Origin of the sequence: Pseudomonas sp. gcc21, assembly GCF_012844345.1 — a bacterium.
In the GTDB taxonomy this organism is placed as follows: Bacteria; Pseudomonadota; Gammaproteobacteria; order Pseudomonadales; family Pseudomonadaceae; genus Halopseudomonas.
The window spans coordinates 986661-1005029 of the sequence record NZ_CP051625.1 but is presented as its reverse complement, the minus strand read 5'-3'; the positions used below and the strand labels follow the sequence as shown (position 1 = coordinate 1005029).

The 18369-nt window shown below is 59.2% G+C and carries 16 protein-coding genes and 3 tRNA genes; 5 read left to right on the top strand and 14 right to left on the bottom strand.

Annotation, left to right across the window (positions count from 1 at the left end; all coding sequences use genetic code 11):
* The first annotated feature begins 3 nt into the window (after window positions 1–3).
* The 5 genes from HG264_RS04780 to narL all read left to right on the top strand — a co-directional run bounded on the left by HG264_RS04780 (window position 4) and on the right by narL (window position 5282).
* On the top strand, window positions 4–1842 hold the full coding sequence (locus tag HG264_RS04780; RefSeq protein ID WP_169406582.1) for a nitric oxide reductase activation protein NorD: 1839 nt from the start codon (window positions 4–6) through the stop codon (window positions 1840–1842).
* Window positions 1839–2447 (top strand): cytochrome c oxidase subunit 3, encoded by a 609-nt coding sequence (locus HG264_RS04775; RefSeq protein WP_169406581.1) that lies wholly within the window; start codon window positions 1839–1841, stop codon window positions 2445–2447. The genes HG264_RS04780 and HG264_RS04775 overlap by 4 nt, the downstream gene beginning before the upstream one ends.
* A gap of 7 nt (window positions 2448–2454) precedes the next feature.
* Window positions 2455–2694: a cytochrome C oxidase subunit IV family protein gene (locus HG264_RS04770; RefSeq protein WP_169406580.1), complete on the top strand. Its 240-nt coding sequence runs from the start codon at window positions 2455–2457 to the stop codon at window positions 2692–2694.
* Window positions 2695–2758: 64 nt separating this feature from the next.
* Window positions 2759–4636, top strand: a complete 1878-nt coding sequence (locus HG264_RS04765) for an ATP-binding protein (RefSeq protein ID WP_169406579.1) — start codon at window positions 2759–2761, stop codon at window positions 4634–4636.
* Window positions 4629–5282, top strand: coding sequence for a two-component system response regulator NarL (gene narL / locus HG264_RS04760; protein ID WP_169406578.1), 654 nt, complete (start codon window positions 4629–4631; stop codon window positions 5280–5282). The genes HG264_RS04765 and narL overlap by 8 nt, the downstream gene beginning before the upstream one ends.
* Window positions 5283–6172: 890 nt before the next feature.
* Here the strand turns inward: narL and HG264_RS04755 are convergent.
* The 14 genes from HG264_RS04755 to HG264_RS04690 all read right to left on the bottom strand — a co-directional run bounded on the left by HG264_RS04755 (window position 6173) and on the right by HG264_RS04690 (window position 18312).
* The gene (locus tag HG264_RS04755) at window positions 6173–6559 is read right to left on the bottom strand and encodes a putative zinc-binding protein (RefSeq protein WP_169406577.1); all 387 of its coding nucleotides are present in this window, start codon (window positions 6557–6559) and stop codon (window positions 6173–6175) included.
* A gap of 24 nt (window positions 6560–6583) precedes the next feature.
* Entirely contained in the window at window positions 6584–7087 is a 504-nt protein-coding gene (locus tag HG264_RS04750) for an SCP2 domain-containing protein (protein ID WP_169406576.1), read from the bottom strand.
* Window positions 7081–7971: a U32 family peptidase gene (locus HG264_RS04745; protein WP_169406575.1), complete on the bottom strand. Its 891-nt coding sequence runs from the start codon at window positions 7969–7971 to the stop codon at window positions 7081–7083. The genes HG264_RS04750 and HG264_RS04745 overlap by 7 nt, the downstream gene beginning before the upstream one ends.
* Before the next feature lie 11 nt (window positions 7972–7982).
* Window positions 7983–8978 carry a peptidase U32 family protein gene (locus HG264_RS04740; protein ID WP_169406574.1) on the bottom strand — a complete coding sequence of 332 codons (996 nt, stop codon included), beginning with the start codon at window positions 8976–8978 and terminating at the stop codon, window positions 7983–7985.
* A 120-nt stretch (window positions 8979–9098) separates the two neighbouring features.
* Window positions 9099–10367, bottom strand: coding sequence for an acyl-CoA dehydrogenase family protein (locus HG264_RS04735; RefSeq protein WP_169406573.1), 1269 nt, complete (start codon window positions 10365–10367; stop codon window positions 9099–9101).
* Between the two features lie 36 nt (window positions 10368–10403).
* Window positions 10404–10844 (bottom strand): DUF411 domain-containing protein, encoded by a 441-nt coding sequence (locus HG264_RS04730; protein ID WP_169406572.1) that lies wholly within the window; start codon window positions 10842–10844, stop codon window positions 10404–10406.
* A gap of 188 nt (window positions 10845–11032) precedes the next feature.
* Window positions 11033–12421, bottom strand: coding sequence for a copper-containing nitrite reductase (gene nirK / locus HG264_RS04725; protein ID WP_178102801.1), 1389 nt, complete (start codon window positions 12419–12421; stop codon window positions 11033–11035).
* A 335-nt stretch (window positions 12422–12756) separates the two neighbouring features.
* Window positions 12757–12843, bottom strand: a tRNA-Leu gene (locus tag HG264_RS04720).
* Window positions 12844–12876: 33 nt separating this feature from the next.
* Window positions 12877–12950 (bottom strand) — tRNA-Cys (locus tag HG264_RS04715).
* 43 nt (window positions 12951–12993) lie between these two features.
* Window positions 12994–13069: transfer RNA gene (locus HG264_RS04710), tRNA-Gly, on the bottom strand.
* 62 nt (window positions 13070–13131) lie between these two features.
* A complete protein-coding gene (pgsA, locus tag HG264_RS04705; protein ID WP_169406571.1) occupies window positions 13132–13701 on the bottom strand; it encodes a CDP-diacylglycerol--glycerol-3-phosphate 3-phosphatidyltransferase in 570 nt (189 codons plus the stop codon).
* A 31-nt stretch (window positions 13702–13732) separates the two neighbouring features.
* A complete protein-coding gene (gene uvrC, locus HG264_RS04700) occupies window positions 13733–15559 on the bottom strand; it encodes an excinuclease ABC subunit UvrC (RefSeq protein WP_169409008.1) in 1827 nt (608 codons plus the stop codon).
* 5 nt (window positions 15560–15564) lie between these two features.
* The gene (gene uvrY, locus HG264_RS04695; protein ID WP_169406570.1) at window positions 15565–16209 is read right to left on the bottom strand and encodes a UvrY/SirA/GacA family response regulator transcription factor; all 645 of its coding nucleotides are present in this window, start codon (window positions 16207–16209) and stop codon (window positions 15565–15567) included.
* Between the two features lie 195 nt (window positions 16210–16404).
* On the bottom strand, window positions 16405–18312 hold the full coding sequence (locus HG264_RS04690) for a propionyl-CoA synthetase (RefSeq protein WP_169406569.1): 1908 nt from the start codon (window positions 18310–18312) through the stop codon (window positions 16405–16407).
* Window positions 18313–18369: the final 57 nt, after the last annotated feature.

The following is an 18369-nucleotide window of genomic DNA, read 5'->3' as shown; positions in this document are numbered from 1 at the left end:
ACGATGGAAGAACTCGTAGGCATGCGTTGGCACAATCTGGTGACTCGCCTGGCGCGTACCAGTTATCCCGAAGCCCAGGTTCGACTGGAAGATCAGGGCCCGCGCCTGGCCATGGTGTTTCGCGCGCTGGGCGGCGACCCCGGCCTGGTGATCAAAGCCGCCACCGAGCGCACCTTTCGACCTCCGCGTCACTGGCTCGAAAAAATCGCCGGCACCGGTCGCCAGTACGCCATGGCCTGGCGCGATCACGACAGTGTACGTCTGCCCGCCGTGATCCAGACTTACCCGACCACCGAACTGAACAATGACCTGTATCTATGGCTGGTGGCTCTGGCCAGCCAGAGCGGCTCACCCGCTACAGGCGACTGGCTGGTATGGAACCAGACCCAGGTTACCGCCACGCTGGAACGTTTTCCGGGTTTGGTGTCGCTGTATGAGCGGCTGGCGACTGAACTGGTTCGTATCCGCCCCTCTGTGAACACGCTCTCCGCTGCGCAGGCTCGTCGTGAACGCTGTCTGCAGGCGGCCATCCTCGAGCCTGGAAGTCAGCGAAGTCTGCCCCTAGCCGATGGCGATCCGCTGCCTGTTCCGCTGTGGCTGTATCCGGCGCTGCATCAGGATCAGGCCGCCGTGTCGCGTACCGATGACAACGACGGCACCAGCTCTGGCGCGCCCAAACCCAAGGAAGGCAAGGGCCGCAAGCGCGCCGAATTTGTTGATGACATAGACGGGCGCGACGGGCTAATCGTGTTCCGCCTTGAAAGTCTGTTCTCCTGGTCCGAGTTTGTACCGGTGGACCGCACCGTCGACGACAGCGAAGACGATGATGCGGACCGCGTTGCCGACGATCTCGATTATTTGAGTCTGTCACGCCACGGCGATGCCGGCGCGTCCCGTCTGCGTCTGGATCTGGATCTGCCCTCCGCAGCCGAGGACGACATCCCGCTCGGCGCCGGCTGCCTGTTACCCGAATGGGACTGGCGCAAGGAGCAGCTGGTAGCCCGGCACTGCAAGGTTATCCCGATGCTGCCGAAGGATGCCGTGCCCTGCACCTTGCCGTCGCGCTTGCAGCCACTTGCCGGTGAGCTGCGCCGCCGCTTTGAAGCGCTGCGCCCGCAGCAAGGCTGGAACAAGCGTCAGGCTACTGGCCCCCTGCTGGATATGGAGGCCTGCATCCATTTCGCTACCGCTCGCCGGCGCGGCGAAGCCAACGCCCAGCCGGCGTTATGGCGTCAGCAATCGCCGCAACAGCGTGATCTTGCCTGTCTGGTGCTGGCTGACCTTTCCTTGTCCACCGAAGCCTATGCCGATAACCAGCATCAGGTGATCGACGTCGTGCGCGACAGCCTGGAACTGCTGGGCGAAGCACTGGACGCAGGCGATGACTCCTTCGCGATGTATGGATTCTCCTCGCGTCGACGTGACCACGTGCGTTTCAGTCTGATCAAGAACTTCGCCGAGCCCTGGGGCGCGCCAATACACGGCCGCATTCAGGCGTTACGCCCTGGGTATTACACGCGCATGGGCGCGGCGATCCGTCAGGCAACGGAAATTCTCAAGGAACAGCCCGCCGAGCAGCGCCTGTTGCTGCTGCTGACTGATGGAAAACCAAACGATCTGGACCTGTATGAAGGGCGTTATGGTATGGAAGATACCCGCCATGCCCTGATCGAGGCGCGCCGTGCCGGCCTCGAACCCTTCTGTGTGACCATCGATCACGAGGCGGCGGATTACCTGCCCTATCTGTTCGGCCCACAGCGATTCCATCTGTTGCAAAAAGCCGCTGACCTGCCTGCACTCCTGCCGCAGTTGTATCTCCTGCTGACCGGACGCACGCCATGAACGCACGCGAACGAATAAATTTGCCCTTGGGTGCCGAAGTAACGGAAGCGGAGATACCCGGCGATCTGGCGATGTGGTTCTTCATTTTCGCCGAACTGGCGGTTTTCGCTCTATTGCTGGGCGGGATGGCGTTTGCCCGCGGCACCTGGCCCGAAATGTTCAGCGCCGGTGTGGCAACGCTGCATCCCCAAGCGGGGCTGATCAACACGCTGGCGCTGCTCACCGGAAGCTACTGGGTGGCTCGCGGTGTCGCCGATATGCGTGCGGGGCGGTTGTCGAGCTTGCCGCGATGGTTCTATGCCGGCGCGGGCAGCGGCGTTATCTACGTCGTGATCAAGACTGTTGAATACGTTCAGCTGTTCAGCGCGGGGTACAACCTGCGCACTGACACCTTCTACTTCTTCTACTTTTTCACCACCTTCTTTCACATGATGCACGTGTTACTGGGGATGGTGATCCTGCTCGTAGTCGCCCGGCGCTGGCAGCGCGGCGTGTATCAAACGCCTGGAGCGCGGCGAATGGCAGCGGACTCGGCTGCCAGTTACTGGCACATGGTGGATCTGGTATGGCTGATGCTGTTTCCCCTGCTTTATATACTGCCGTGAGGTACGCATGACGACTAAACTGACGTACAGCTGGCTGGCACTGCTCGGTCTCACCGCGCTGGGCTGGTGGTTGGGGCACTACACCGAAGGGAGTTGGCTGCTATGGGCAATCATTCTCCTCAGCGCGATCAAGGGCCAATGGTTGATTGACCATTTCATGGGACTGGCTCAGGGTCCGAAGTTGTTCCGCGCTATCGTCAGCGGCTGGCTGGTGATCATTCTCGCCAGTATGGCGATGTTTCTGTAAAGGTATCGCATGCGAAGCTGTGATTGCCTGTGTTCAGCCGTCGCCCAATCGCGCAAGATAAGTCATGACCGAAAACACCACCCAATCTGCTGACGTAACCGGGACTGCCGACACGAAACATCGTCATTCCATCGTATCCAGAGCGATCATCGCCTGCGCCACCATCATCTGCATCACCCTGCTGGGCATACTCGGGAACAGCTATGTGACCAACGCGCTGGAGGGAGACGCCGAAGCAATCAACGTAGCCGGCAGCCTGCGCATGCAAGCCTGGCGACTCGCAGCGACCGCGGAAGCCGATCCTGAAGGCCTGCAAGTTTATGTCGAGAAAATGCAGACGACTCTTGAGTCTCCGAGCCTGCGAGCTGCATTGGAGCGCCACCGCGACTCTGCCCTGCCCGCCTTGCATACGGCTGTGGTCGATCAGTGGCAACGCAAGATGCGCCCACTACTCGTTGGCGAGGCGCCCCAGGTACAACCGTTGAGGGAGCAAGCTTCGGTATTCGTCGACCTGTTGAATGGGATTGTCGCCACTCTGCAGCGGCGATCTGAACACAATCTGGCGCTGATACAACGCGTGCAGTTGGGTACGCTCCTGGTCATCCTGCTGAGTACCTGCGTCCTTATATTTGATCTGCGAAAACACCTTGCCGCCCCCTTGCGCCAGCTCTCCGCCCTCGCCCATCAAGTCAGCCGCGGTGACTTCAGTGGCCGAATCAGACCGGGCAGCGGAACAGAACTGGACCTGCTCGCCAGCACCTTCAATAAAATGAACGAAGAACTCGCCGGTCTGTATGCGGACATGGAAACCAAGGTCAAAGACAAAACTGCGGAACTGACCCACACCAACGCCGCGCTGCACCTGCTCTTCGAGAGCGCCCGAATGCTTTACAACCAGCCTGAGGACCCTGTGCGCATGATGGCTCGCTCACTCGCGGCCGTGCGGGAAGCGCTCGGCTGCGGTCCGGTATCGCTTTGCCTGAACAATGGCGCAGGGGGTGGTAACTACGCCGCGGTTAGCTCCGAAGGTAGCGAGCCGCCGCACTACTGCAAATTATCCAGCTGCGCCGAGTGTCCGGCGGACCTGAAGGATTCTGAGCTGGAATGCCTGGATCGGCTGGTCAGTTTCGAACTGCACTCAGGCCGGACTCATCTGGGCAGTTTACGCGTCGAGCAAGTAGACGGCGAACCGCTCAAGCCCTGGCAGGAGCAGGTGCTGATTACGCTCGCCGACTTGTACGCAGCGTCCATGAGCCTGGCCAATATCGGTCAACAGCAGGCGCGTCTTGCATTGATGGAAGAGCGTGCCGTGATCGCCAGGGAGCTACACGATTCCCTCGCACAAGCGCTGTCTGCACAGAAATTGCAATTGGCCAGGCTCAAACGGCAGGTCGAAAAAGGCTGCGGACCGAGCGAGCTGGCTGAAACGCACGAGCAGATCGAACAAGGGCTCGCTGCAGCCTACCGCCAACTGCGTGAGCTGCTAACCACCTTTCGTATACAGGTTAACGAGCCGGGCCTGAAACCGGCGCTGCAGGCCACCGTCAAGGAGTTCAGCCGTAACTCCGGCGTGGAGATCGCGCTGGACTACCAGCTGGATCATTGCCCGCTTTCACCCAATGAAGAGATCCACTGTCTGCAGATTGCCCGTGAGGCACTGAGCAACGTCATCAAGCATGCCCAGGCAGATCAGTGCGGCATTCAGCTGAAGCAGGATGGGCAAGGAACCGTGTCGGTATCAGTCGAGGACGACGGGATCGGGATCGCCGAAACCACCTCCCCTGAGGGTCACTACGGGCTGAGCATCCTGCGCGAACGCGCCAGCAGCCTCGGCGGTACGCTAAATATTCTCAGAAAACAAACTGGCGGAACCCGGATAACGGTGAACTTCCCGCCTGATTATCGAACCGTAGTCCTGAAGGAATACGTTGCACATGAATGAAACAGAGAACATCCGAATTCTGCTAGTGGACGACCACCCCATGATGCGCCGCGGTCTGCGTGACCTGCTGGCCATGGAGCCTGATCTCGATCCGGCCGGGGAAGCCGGCAATGGCGTGGACGCCATCCGCCTTGCCCACGAACTCGAGCCTGACCTGATTTTGCTTGATCTGAACATGCCGGGCATGGGTGGGCTCGAGATTCTGCGCCAGATGCGACTCGAGCAGATTGATGCCCGCATCATCTTCTTTACCGTATCCGACGATCACGACGACGTGCTCGAAGCGCTGCGCAGCGGTGCTGACGGTTATTTGCTCAAGGATATGGACGCAGAACAGCTGGTCGAACAGATACGCCTCGCCGCACTCGGCAAGCTGGCGCTCAGCGCCGAACTGACCATGGTGTTGGCCGATGCCATTCGCAGCCGGCCCGAAGCTGAAGCCCCGGAACCACAGGCTCACCTTACCCGACGGGAGCGGGACGTATTGCGCCAGATCGCCAAGGGCCAAAGCAACAAGATGATTGCCCGGGAACTGGATATCAGCGAAGGCACAGTGAAAGTGCATGTCAAACGGGTGTTGAACAAACTCGGCATGCGCTCGCGTACTGAAGCAGCGGTTTGGGTGGTAGAGCAGAATCTGGCGTAGAGGATGAGAGCACCTGCGCTTGTCCCTCCCGGGGGTGTAGCGCGCCTGCGCTACGCCAGAGTAGCAGCCGATTAAACCTGCTCACCGAAAGCACTGAGCCTGCTTCCGCGAGCCGACAGGGCCGCGCTGACACGCTGCAAGTACATCCCTGTAAGCTCGGTGATGACATCCCTGTCATCAAACGGTCAGCGCAACCCTGTCGCCTCACTCCGCCTAGGAGATTCGAGTTGCCAGCTAATCTCAACATCCGTTTCGTTCTCTCAGCCGCATCCATACCTGATCGAGCCCGCCGACTGTCAGGGTGAAGCAAGTGTTGAAAACAGGGATGTTTTCATCAAGCCCCCAGGGACGGGTTGACGGCGTCTTGCGCAATCCTGGCCGTTGGCGGGCGGATGGCTCCAATATCGCCGTCGCAGCATCGCCGTCGCAACCACTGCAAATTCGAATCCCCCTAGCCCCCTTTTTCAAAGGGGGAACCAGTCTGTGCTTCGTCCCGCCTGATGCGCACGTTTGCTGATATCAATGATGCGGATACAGTTGAAATTCACCGCCATACGGAGGCCCGACCAAGCCGGCCGACTGTCGGGGTGGAGCAAGTGTTGAAAATAGGGATATTTTCACCAAGCCCCCAGGGACGGGTTTACGGCGTCTTGCGCAATCCTGGCAGCTGGCGGGCGGGTGGCTTCAATATCGTCGCCACAGCAACTGCAAATTCGAATCTCCCCGGCCCCTTTTTCAAAGGGGGGACCGGTCCGTGCTTTCTCCAGCCTGATTCGCAAGGGTCAAGAGTCCGTGCTCTTTTCCAAAGAGGGAACGAGTTCGTGCTCCGCCCGGCGCGAATTCATCAGCGCAGCACAGTTAACCTTCGGATCAGCCCCCGCCCGATCAGACTAGATCGCTTCATCCTGGACAGAACGGCTATGGATCAGCTCCACGATCTGTGTCTCCAGTTCGTCGGCCTGTTCCGGCGAGCAGTCCTCACCGAAGCGTTTGCGTACGCCATAGTCGCTCAGGGTGACATGGATATCGGGTGTCACGCCGACATTGTTCAGGCAGGCTTTGGCACACTGCAGCTTGCAGCCGTCCACCGCGATAATCTGGCGGCCTGATTGCGCAGTCTTGACCAGGGGCGCAACCTTGCCACCGACGCCGGCGATGCAGGACATTTCGGCAATACCGGCACGGTCAATCCGCAGGGCGAGCGTATTGGCGAGCTGCGCCACGTTGGAGCAGCCCGAACAGGAATAGATAAGTGGGGAATCTTTTGCATTACTCATTGGCACACCTCCAGGGGCCAATTGTCATGCGCTGGGTTGCTGCACTCCTTGATGCGGATCAATTCCTGTCGCCCCGGCTCCCAACCATTGAATCAGCTGCCACAACCGCGGCGGCAAACGATCAGGGTCCAGACTGTCCATCAGGTTTTTTATTTCCAAACCCAGTTCGGTATCGCCTTCAATGATCAGCCGACGCCGGAAGAACAAGGTATCAGGGTCCTCCTGACGGCTGGCCAGTAACAGGAATTCGCGCCAGTTCCCGCGAATGCACAGATCCGAGGGAGCGGTTCTATCCAGGCGCAGGCCCTTATCCGTGCGGGTTACGTTCCAGGCCAGACCCAGATCTGTCACCTCCAGGCGTAACCAGCGTCCGCGTAGACAGTCAAAATCACCGTCGGCAACCGGCTCGGCGAATATCCTGGCCATGGTCTTTTCGATCACCAGCCGCTGGAGAGCGAAAGGCAGGTGCCGGCTCAATGGAAGGATGGGATCGCCTGCGCGCAATGCCAGACTCGCAAGGTTCAGCATAAGCCGGCCTCCTCTACTCTCAACATACCGGGCTGGCCGTACCAGTAGCCGTTGCAACCATCGATTGCCAGCGGCGGCTCGGCACCTCGTCTGACTTCGTCAAAGGTGCGAATGATATCCAGCGTCCCGTTTGAGGCGGGGCTGATACGCAGGGCGTCAATGCCCATGTCGCGCATGCGTGGATACTCAGCGAGCAGGTTGCTCACCCCGGCGGACATGGTCTGGATGCCATTAAGCGTGAATAAAGGCTGGCCTTCCTGGCTCGTCATGGACAAACCATCAGGATATTCCTGACAGATAAAACCGCAGTCGTCCTTGGGTCTGTTTTCTGCGCGAGCCGTGAAACAGCGCGCTGAATAGGCAAGCGGCAGATGGCCCCAGGCGAATACTTCTATCTCGGGCAGGACGAACCCTTCATCAGCTGCCTGATGCATGACGGCCTGAATCAGCTCGCCGGAACATTCCACCGGCGGCACCCAGCGGACCATGCCCTGCTCAGTCAGTTGCTGCAGCGCCAGCGCGTTGTACAGGTTGAGTGACGAGCCGCCAACAAACGCGACGCCTTTGCTGGTGAGGTAGTGCACCGCGGCCATATCATTGGCTTCCACCATGATCTCGCCGTTGTCGCATAGCCGCCGCAAGCCAGAGAGTTCGGACGCTGCTTCAATCAATGCCAGGCCTGATACAACGACCTGCGCACCGCTCTCGCTGCGCAGGTCGCGCGCCAGCCCAAGCCAGTCATCCAGAGACAATGCGCGACGCTTTGAACAGACTGTTTCACCGATATAGATGACGTCCAGTGGCTCGCTGGCAACGTCGGCATAAAAATCCATGATCTGTTGCCGCGTCCAGTAAAACAGGATAGGTCCCAGTGTTAATTTCATTGCTCTCCCCTCTACTGCCAGGCGCGGTGATAAGCGCCCAGAGTGGTTTGACTGCCTTCTGAAACCTTATCGAGTGCCTGCATCCACGCGGGTTCAACCGAATAGGCCCTTGGATTGGCGGCGAACCGGTCCAACGCCTGACGCCAGACGCCGGTCACCTGCTCAACGTAGGCAGGGCTGCGCTGGCGGCCTTCAATTTTCACTGCCGTTACACCGATGGCAGCCAGTTGCGGTATCAGATCCAGCGTGTTCAGGCTGGTGGGTTCTTCGAGGGCATGAAAACGTTTGCCATTGACCATGAAACGGCCCTTGCAGAGGGTCGGGTAACCCGCCGCCTCGCCCTCATCGTAGCGGTCTATCAGCACATCGTTCAGGCGTGAGCTCAGTACTTCATCTTCCTGGTTCCAACGCACGGCGCTGGCGGGCGAGCAGACGCCGCAGAGATTCGGTGATTCGCCGGTTACGTATGAGGATAAGTGGCAGCGCCCTTCGGCCATGATGCACAGACTGCCAAAGGCGAAGACTTCGACCGGCACCGGGCTGGCCTCTGCCACCTGCCGCACCTGATTCAACGAGAGCACTCTCGGCAGTACTGCCCGGCGAATGCCGTAATGTTCATGGTAATACTGCAAGGCGGCCGCGTTGGTTGCCGAGCCCTGCACAGACAGATGCAGGTTAAGCCCGGGGTGATGTTTGGTTGCATAGGCCAGAACCCCAGGATCCGCCGCGATCAGGGCGTCCACGCCCAGATCCGCAGCGTGATCGACAGCCCGGCGCCAGCGTGCCCACCCATCAGGCAAGGCATAGGTATTGACCGCGATATAGATCTGACGCCCCTTCTGGCGGACCAGATCAACACCGCTCTGCAGTTGTTTGTCTGTGAAATTGAGACCGGCGAAATGGCGCGCGTTGGTGTCGTCGCGAAAACCGGTGTAGATGGCGTCAGCACCCTGACGCAGCGCTGATTTCAGCGCGGGCAGGCTGCCTGCTGGACAGACCAGTTGCATAGTGGCTCCCTGGTGGTGTGAATCGCGGGCCACTTTGCGCTTTTCTGATCCAGCCGGCCTTGATCATGGTCAATGCATCGGTGCTCTCAGGCATCAGGAACGCCGTCAGCACCGTGCGGGTTAGTGCTTGTGGTCAGTGCGCAGCACATCGGGTGGGGTCAGATAATCACTGCTGCTACCCCGTCGCTCTTGACCTGCCTCAATCTCCATCCGGGCAATGCTGCGCAGGTGCACTTCATCAGGCCCGTCAGCGATGCGTAGTGCGCGGGAGCTGATCCACAAATCGGCCAGGGGCGTATCCGGGGTCAAGCCCATGGCACCGAATACCTGCATAGCGCGATCGATTACATTGCCGAGCATGGCGGGTACAACGGCCTTGATCATGGCGATCTCCCGACGTGCCTCGCGCGCGCCGCTCTGGTCAATCATCCAGGCCGTTTTCAATACCAGCAGGCGAGCCTGTTCGATCTCCATACGCGAACGCGCAATCCAGTCGGAAATACTGCCGTGCTGATGCAGATAACGACCGAAGGTACGACGCTCCTGCGCGCGATCGACCATCAGTTCCAGCGCCAGCTCGGCCATACCGATAGCGCGCATGCAATGGTGCACCCTGCCCGGCCCCAGCCGCGCCTGAGCCATCATGAAACCGTCGCCTTCATTACCCAACAGATTGGTTGCTGGCACGCGCACGTTACGGAATACCAGTTCGCTATGCCCCTCAGGTGAGACGTGGTGCATCACAGGAATGTTGCGTACCAACTCCACGCCGGGGGTATCGAACGGCACGATGAGCATGCTCTGCTGTTTGCGCGGCTCTCCGTCCGGATCAGTCTTGCCCATCACGATCAGGAACTTGCAATCAGGGTGTGAGGCATTGGTAATGAACCATTTGCGCCCGTTTACCACATAGTCGTCGCCATCGCGGCGGATCAACGTCTGGATATTGCTGGCGTCCGAGGAGGCCACATCCGGCTCGGTCATGGCAAACGCCGAACGTATTTCGCCTTCAAGCAGTGGCTGCAGCCAACGTTCGCGCTGTTCCGGCGTCGCAAACATATGCAGCAATTCCATGTTGCCGGTATCCGGCGCGTTGCAATTGAACACCTCGGAAGCCCAGCTGACCCTCCCCATGATTTCCGCCAAAGGCGCGTATTCGAGATTGGTCAGACGCGTACCCGGCTCGTCATCACACAAGGACGGCAGAAACAGATTCCACAGTCCCTCCTCACGAGCCAGCGCTTTGAGGTCGGCCATGAACGAAACAGGAAACTGGCCTGCCGCGACTTCACTCTGCCATTGACCCAGGCGTGGCACGATATGCTGGTCAAGAAACTCGCGCACCTGGAGACGCAGCGTTTGGGTGGCGGGACTGTATGCAAAATCCATAATTGCTCCTTTGTTTTGTGCCATGCAGCGCTGGCGTTACAGCGTCATGAAGGGCTCAGCCTGTTGATCGGTAAACTGTTGAATCTCGAAGGGCGAACGCTGCGGTCCTGGCATGCCCGGGCTACCCTGCGGCATCCCGGGCAAGGTGATGCCGTGGATGGCTGGCTGCTGTTTGAACAGCTCGGCTATGGCGTCGTAGGGCACATGCCCTTCCACATGATAGTTGCCGATTTTCATGGTGTGGCACGAGCCGAGCCCGTAAGGCAGCCGCGCCTGCTGTTTGATCTCGGCCATATTGGCGTCGTCAACAATGGTCACCTGTATACCGCGGATTTCGAGGAGACGCGCATATTCGTCGCAACAGGTGCAGTCAGGATTCTTGTAAAGCGTCGCGTCGGTGGGCATTGCTGCCTGGGCGGTGGCAGCCGTACCGAGCAGTGCAGTCGCGACAAGTGCTGAAGTAAAGTTTCGCAGCATGGGACGTCCCCGGGTTGTATGAGTACAGGGTCATTCAATCACCGCTCAGGTGCCGCATCCTTGATCTGGCTCAAGGACTTACGGCGCTCCGCATCCGACTTCTGGACGAGCAGTACCGGCAAAGTTAGCGCCCCAAACGAAAACGCCCCGGAACACTGGGTTCCGGGGCGTGTTGGCTGCGGTGCTGGTTAGTGCCCGCTAGCGTGGTCTACTGCCTCCTCGGTTTCGAAAATCTCCGCGTTAGCTTCACCGTTGACAGTCAGGATACCGACCAGACCTTTTTCTGCGCGGGACAGAGCGTGGTCCACCAGAATGTACTTGCCTGGATATTCAGTATCGAACTCAACCATGGTGGCGCCGCCCGGAGGAACCAGTGTGGTTTGCACATCGGTCAGCGGAGGGCTGGTCAGTGAGGCCTGATCGTATACACGGTCAAAGATCTCGCCAATCACGTGGAAGCTGGACACCAGGTTGGGGCCGCCCACACCGAAGAAGATCCGTACAGTCTCGCCTACTTCAGATTCCATGCTATGGGTGGCAGACAGCGCATCCATGGAGCCGTTGAACATCATGTGCTCAGGACGCTCGTCGAGCAGTTTGTCCAGCGAAAACTCCTGCAGACCGGATGAACCGTGACGCTGTGCAGTGTACAGCTCGCCCTGCATGACATAGTACTCACGATCAACCGGAGACAGACCACCTTCAGGTTCGACCAGAATCATGCCGTACATACCATTGGTGATGTGCTGAGCCACCATCGGCGTAGCGCAGTGGTAAACATACAGGCCGGGCGCCATTGCCTTGAACGAGAAGCTCTTGCTGTGGCCGGGTGCAGCCTGGGTAACCGCAGCACCACCGCCAGGTCCAGTTACCGCATGCAGGTCGATTGAGTGAATGTGCGCGCTATCAATTGAGTTCTTCATGTTGATGTTGACGGTATCGCCTACCCGTACACGCATCATCGGACCCGGAACAGTATTGTTGAAAGTCCAGAACTTATAGCTTGCACCGTCGCTCAGACGACCTTCGACCTCAGTGGTCTCCAGTTCAAAAGTCACTTCCTTCGGTCCGCGATTACCGACCGGCTCACCGACTTCGCTTGGGTTCTTTGACAGATCTGGGAAGTTGCTCGCGGTGGTTTCCTGCGGATCGCCTACGATCAGCTTGCCGAACATCCCCGCAGCCTTATGACCTGGCAGCGTGCAGAGGTATTCGAAGGTGCCGCTCTTGCTGGCACGGAACACCACTGCAGTCGCCGAGCCCTTGCCGCCGATCTGATCGGATTTCACGCTGAAATCGGGAATCGCGAAATCATGGATGGCACCATCGCCGTTCACGACGTTGACCTGCACCACTGCGCCCTCGGCAACCCGCATCTCTGGGTTGATCTGGCCCTTGGTTGGACCCGCTTCACTGACATAGACCAGCTTGCCATCTGCTATATCGGTTCGAAGGGTAAAGACAACGTCCGGCACATACTTGACGTCCGCAGTATCGCCGGGGTGGTCAGCGAATGCAGGCGCGCCGAATCCGACGAGTCCGCAAAAGGTAAAAAGATAGAGAAGGAAGGTTCTCATAGATTCGATCCCAGATCAGGTGAGACCCTGCCACTGCAGAGTCGGAACGTGCCCAGTCGAGAGAACAATCGGCCTGCCTATCAGACCCAACCCCCTCTTCCGAGCTTCAGGTTCAGGCTACAAGCGAGAGGTTAGTTGACCCTTGACGGATATCAAATCGCAGCGCGAGCAATCGACTAGAGAATGCGGTCGTTTGTCGCATGCGAGAAAAGCTGCAGGCTAGAGCTGCCGAGGCGTGACGGACAATGAAGCGGTGACAGCACTGAACAGGGTAAGCGGTAACCGAAGGGACGAAGAACAAGAAAATAGGACAGGATAGGAGGATGCTACTGGAATGGTGCCCGGAGCCGGAATCGAACCGGCACGGAGTTGCCTCCGAGGGATTTTAAGTCCCTTGCGTCTACCAGTTTCGCCATCCGGGCTAGCAGGTACTAAGTCCAGCAGGTACTGAATAATGGAGGCCGAGGTCGGAATCGAACCGGCGTTGACGGATTTGCAATCCGCTGCATGACCACTCTGCCACCCGGCCTCTGAGGGTGTGCTGCATTGGCGAAACCAACACAACATAAAACTGGAGCGGGAAACGAGACTCGAACTCGCGACCCCGACCTTGGCAAGGTCGTGCTCTACCAACTGAGCTATTCCCGCTTTGGAACGGCGCTCATTCTATCTTTCTGCGCCGGCCTGTCAAGTCATTGATTCAGAAAATATTATCTGTCGATCTTTTGATCACTGTCCATGCTCATATACGGCCATGCAGCGCGCAGATACACGTACATCGACCACAGCGTCAGCACCGCAGAAATCATCAACAGCACATAGCCAAGTATCACCCAGTTAGTGATATCCGGAGTGTTGGCCAGCAGCACCACCAGTGCGACCATCTGCGCGGCGGTCTTGTATTTGCCCAACCGGGAGACCGCTACCTGCGCCCGCGCGCCCAGTTCAGCCATCCATTCGCGAAGCGCTGAAATCACGATCTCACGTCCGATAATCACCATCGCCGGGGCAGTCACCCAGAAATTGGCGTGGCTCTGCACCAGCAGCACCAACGCCACCGCCACCATCAGTTTGTCAGCTACAGGATCAAGAAAAGCGCCGAAAGGAGTACTTTGCTCGAGCTTGCGTGCGAGGTAGCCGTCCAGCCAGTCAGTGATGCTGGCCAGGGTGAACACCACAGAAGCGGCCAGGTAGCTCCAGGGATAAGGCAGGTAGTAAAGCAGGATGAAGATCGGAATCAAGCCGACCCGCATCAGGGTCAAAACGTTAGGAATGTTCATGGAGTCTCGGCAACTGGGTTATGCAAGCATTCTAATCACTATGTAGCGCGGCATAAATCTGTTCCGCCAACTTTCTGCTTATACCAGGCGCCTTGCCGATTTCGATGGCGCTGGCGCGCTTCAGTTCCTGCAGGCCACCGAAGTGTCTGAGCAGGTCACGCCGGCGCTTTGGTCCGACGCCTGCGATGCCTTCGAGCGTCGAGGTGTTGCGCGTCTTGCCCCGCCGCTGTCGGTGACCTGTAATGGCGAACCGGTGCGCCTCGTCACGGATCTGCTGGATCAGATGCAGTGCCGGGGAATGGCCGGGCAATACCAGCTCGTTGTGGGGGTCGTTCAGGTACAAGGTTTCCATGCCTGCCTTGCGGGTCACGCCCTTGGCCACACCAAGTAGCGTCAGATCATGCACCATCAGTTCTCCGAGAACGTCCAGGGCCATGCTCATCTGCCCCTTGCCGCCGTCCACCAACAGGATATCCGGCATCTTGCCCTCGCCGTCCTTGAGCCTGTTGAACCGCCGGCTTAAAGCCTGGCGCATGGCGGCGTAGTCATCACCGGCGGTAACGCCTTCGATATTGAAGCGCCGGTAGTCACTCTTGATCGGACCTTCAGGGCCGAACACTACGCAGGAAGCGACAGTCGCCTCCCCGCTCGAGTGGCTTATGTCGTAACACTCCAGGCGGGTCGGCATTTCGTCGAGTTTGAGCGCTTCCTGCAGCGCCTCGAAGCGTGCCTGCATGTTCTGCTTGTTCGATAGCATGCCGGCCAGCGCTGCGTCAGCGTTGGTCACGGCCATGTTCTGCCAGCGGCTGCGCGTACCGCGCACGCGGTGGCTGATCGTCACGCCGAACCCGCGCGCCACGGCCAATGCCTCAGCAATGACCGGCAGATCGTCATGGGTCGCATTGACGATGATTTCCCGTGGCAGCTCACGCTCGGCATCGCCCAGATAGTATTGCGGCAGGAAGGCGGCAAGCACTTCACCTGGCGTCTGTTCGATAGGCACGCGCGGAAAATGGTTCTTGCTGCCCAGCACCCTGCCCTGTCGAACCATGATGACGTGCACGCAGGCGCCACCGGGTGAGACGGAGGCGGCAATTACATCAACATTGCCATGTTCGGTATCGACGTTCTGCTGATCCTGAACCCGGCGCAACAAGGCAATCTGGTCACGCAGTTCAGCGGCGCGTTCGAAATCCAGATTTTCTGCAGCGGCGTCCATCGAACGGTGCAACTCATCGGCCAGCGCGTTGCTGCGCCCCTCGAGAAACATCACCGAATGCCGCACATCCTGTTCGTACTCGAGCTTGTCGACCAGGCCTACGCACGGTCCCTTACAGCGTTTGATCTGGTATTGCAGGCAGGGCCGCGTGCGGTTGCGGTAATAGCTGTCATCACATTGCCGAACCTTGAATGCCTTCTGCAGCAGACCGAGGCTCTCGCGAATCGCGCCGGCACTGGGATAGGGACCGAAATAGCGCCCCTTGGCTCTTTTGGTGCCGCGATGCAGGCCCAGCCGGGGGAAGTCATCTTCGCTGGACAGAAACACGTAGGGATAGGATTTATCGTCCCGCAACAGGATGTTGTACGGCGGCCGGGACGCCTTGATCAGGCTTTGCTCAAGCAGCAGCGCCTCGGTTTCGTTGGCGGTGATGGTGGTGTCGATCTGACGGATGCGCGCGACCAGTGCTTCGGTCTTGGGGCTCAGGCCCGTCTTGCGAAAGTAGCTCGACAGACGCTTCCTGAGGTTCTTTGCCTTGCCGACATAGAGCAGTGTGCCCTGCTCGTCGAGCATACGGTAGACGCCGGGTTTGTTGCTTGCGGTAGCCAGAAAGGCCTGCGCATCGAATTCCGTGTGGATCATGCTCAATAGCGTACGGTTTCGATCATGCCGTGGCGTACAGCAAGCAGCGCCAGCTCGACGTCACTGTGGATACTCAGCTTCTCGAAAATGCGGTAGCGGTAGGTATTGACGGTCTTGGGACTCAGGCAAAGCTTGTCGGAGATGCTCTGCACCTTCTCGCAATTGACGATCATCAGCGCGATCTGCATTTCCCGTTCGGAGAGGCTATCGAATGGACATTCGCTGGACGGATCATAGAGTTTGGTGATCAACAGCTGGGCGATATCAGGACTCATATAGCGCTGCCCCGCGTACACCTTGCGGATCGCCGTCACCATCTCGTCCAGTGCCGCGCCCTTGGTCACGTAACCGGTAGCGCCGGCCTGCATCAGTCGCGTCGGGAACGGCTCTTCGTCGCACACGGTAACCGCGACGACCTTGAGATCCTTGTTCTGCACTATGAGTTTACGGGTGGCTTCCAGGCCGCCGATGCCGGGCATACGTACATCCATCAGCACTACGTCCGGCTTCAGCGCACGGGCCTGCTCGAGAGCGGATTCGCCACTATCGGCCTCGCCTACGACACTGAGGCCCGGCACATCGCTGAGCATGCGACTGATGCCCATGCGTACCAGATCATGGTCATCAACCACGAGTACCTTGATCAAATCCCACCCTCTTGCCAGGAAATCCGGTCGACATATTCTTCCCCAGGGTCTCCGGCAGACCGAGGGGCAGAGCGAGCAGCGCCCGCTCCGTTATTCACTGGCAGCCACAATAGCAAACTGAACCGGTAAGGGAAATGAAGCGTCGATGACCGGATTTGTGCTCGGGTGCGCAGTAAAAGTCCCTGAATAGACGCGCTAGCTTGCCGCGGCGAGTCTGCCACCGGTCAGTTTGGCGGCCAACTCCTCCAGACAGCCCGGATCATCAATGGTCGACGGGATGCTGTACGCTTCGCCGTTGGCCATTTGCCGCATGAGTCGGCGCAGAATCTTGCCGGAGCGGGTCTTGGGCAGACGTGGCACGATCAGCGCACCCTGAAAACACGCGAGCGCGCCGATATCCAGCCGGATCAAGGTACGCAGCTCGGCGCTGAGTTCCTGCTCGGAAATATCTACACCGTTCTTCAGCACCACCAACCCCAGCGGCAGTTCGCCCTTGATCTCGTCAGCCACTCCGATCACCGCGCATTCTGCTACCGCTGAATGCGAGCCAACCACTTCCTCCATTTCGCCGGTGGACAGCCTGTGACCTGCGACATTGATGATGTCGTCCGTACGACCCATGACGAAGACGTAGCCATCGCGGTCGATATATCCGGCATCACCGGACTGATAGTAGCCGGGGAATTTCTCAAGGTATCCGGCGCGGTAGCGCTCGGGATTGCCCCATATCCCTGTGAGACAACCCGGCGGCAAGGGCAGCTTCAAGCAGATATTACCCTGCGTGCCGGATTCGAGAGCCAGGCCCTCGTCATCCAGAATCTCGAGCTGATAACCTGGCATCGGCCAGGTGGCCGAACCGGGCTTGGCCTCCTGAATCTCGTACCCTGCAGGGTTGGCTGCGATCGCCCAGCCGGTTTCCGTTTGCCACCAGTGGTCGATTACCGGGATACCGAAATGCGCCTGCAGCCAGTCCCAGGTCGGCGGATCAAGCCTTTCCCCGGCGAGGAACAACCGCTCAAGCCGGCTCAGATCGTACTGTCGCGCCAGCTCGGCATCGGGATCTTCCTTGCGGATGGCACGGAATGCAGTCGGCGCGGCGAAAAGCGTCTTGACGCCGTATTCCTCGCAGACCCGCCAGAAGGAGCCGGCGTCCGGGGTGCGGACCGGTTTGCCTTCGTACAGCACCGTGGTGCAACCAGCCAGCAGCGGACCGTAGACGATGTATGAATGCCCGACGACCCAGCCCACATCCGACGCAGCCCAGAACACGTCGCCAGTCTGCGCGCCGTAAACCGCCTGCATGCTATAGCGCAGCGCCACCGCATGCCCACCGTGATCGCGCACCACACCCTTGGGCTTGCCGGTCGTGCCGGAGGTATAGAGCACATACAGCGGATCAGTTGAATTCACCGGAACGGCATCGACCGGGTGTGCGCAGTCCATGGCCTGTTTCCAGTCGATATCACGACCGGGTTGCAGGGTAGACGGGCACTGTGGACGCTGAAACACGACACAGTGGCGAACCGGGTGAGCGGCCTCATTGATTGCAGCGTCCACCAGCGGCTTGTAATCGATCAGCCTGTCGGTTTCGATGCCACAGGATGCGGTCAACAGAATATCTGCCTTGGCGTCGTCAATCCGGACCGCAAGCTCGTGCGGAGCGAAACCGCCGAATACAACGCAGTGGACCGCTCCCAGGCGCGCGCAGCCGAGCATGGCGATGACGGCTTCGGGAATCATGGGCATATAGATCACCACGCGATCACCTTTGCCGACCCCCAATTCCTTGAGCATGCCAGCGCAACGCGCCACCTTGGCGGTCAGGCCGTCATAGGTGATCTGCTGTTTGCAGCCGGTCACCGGCGAATCGTAGATAATCGCCGTCTGGCTGCCCCGCCCCGCCTGGACGTGAGCGTCCAGTGCCAACCAGGCGGTATTGAGCTTGCCGTCGGCAAACCACTGATGCTGGCCGTCTTCATCCTGGCTGACGATGTTCGTTGGCTGGGTATGCCACGCCAGTTTGCCGGCCTGTTCGGCCCAGAAGATTTCCGGCTGAGTGATCGATTGCTGATAGTCGTGCTGATAGGTATGGGTTTGGGTCATGGGGGCGTCCTCTTTCTTATGGGTCCAAGACTAGACCTCAGCCCCCGAAAGGGAACT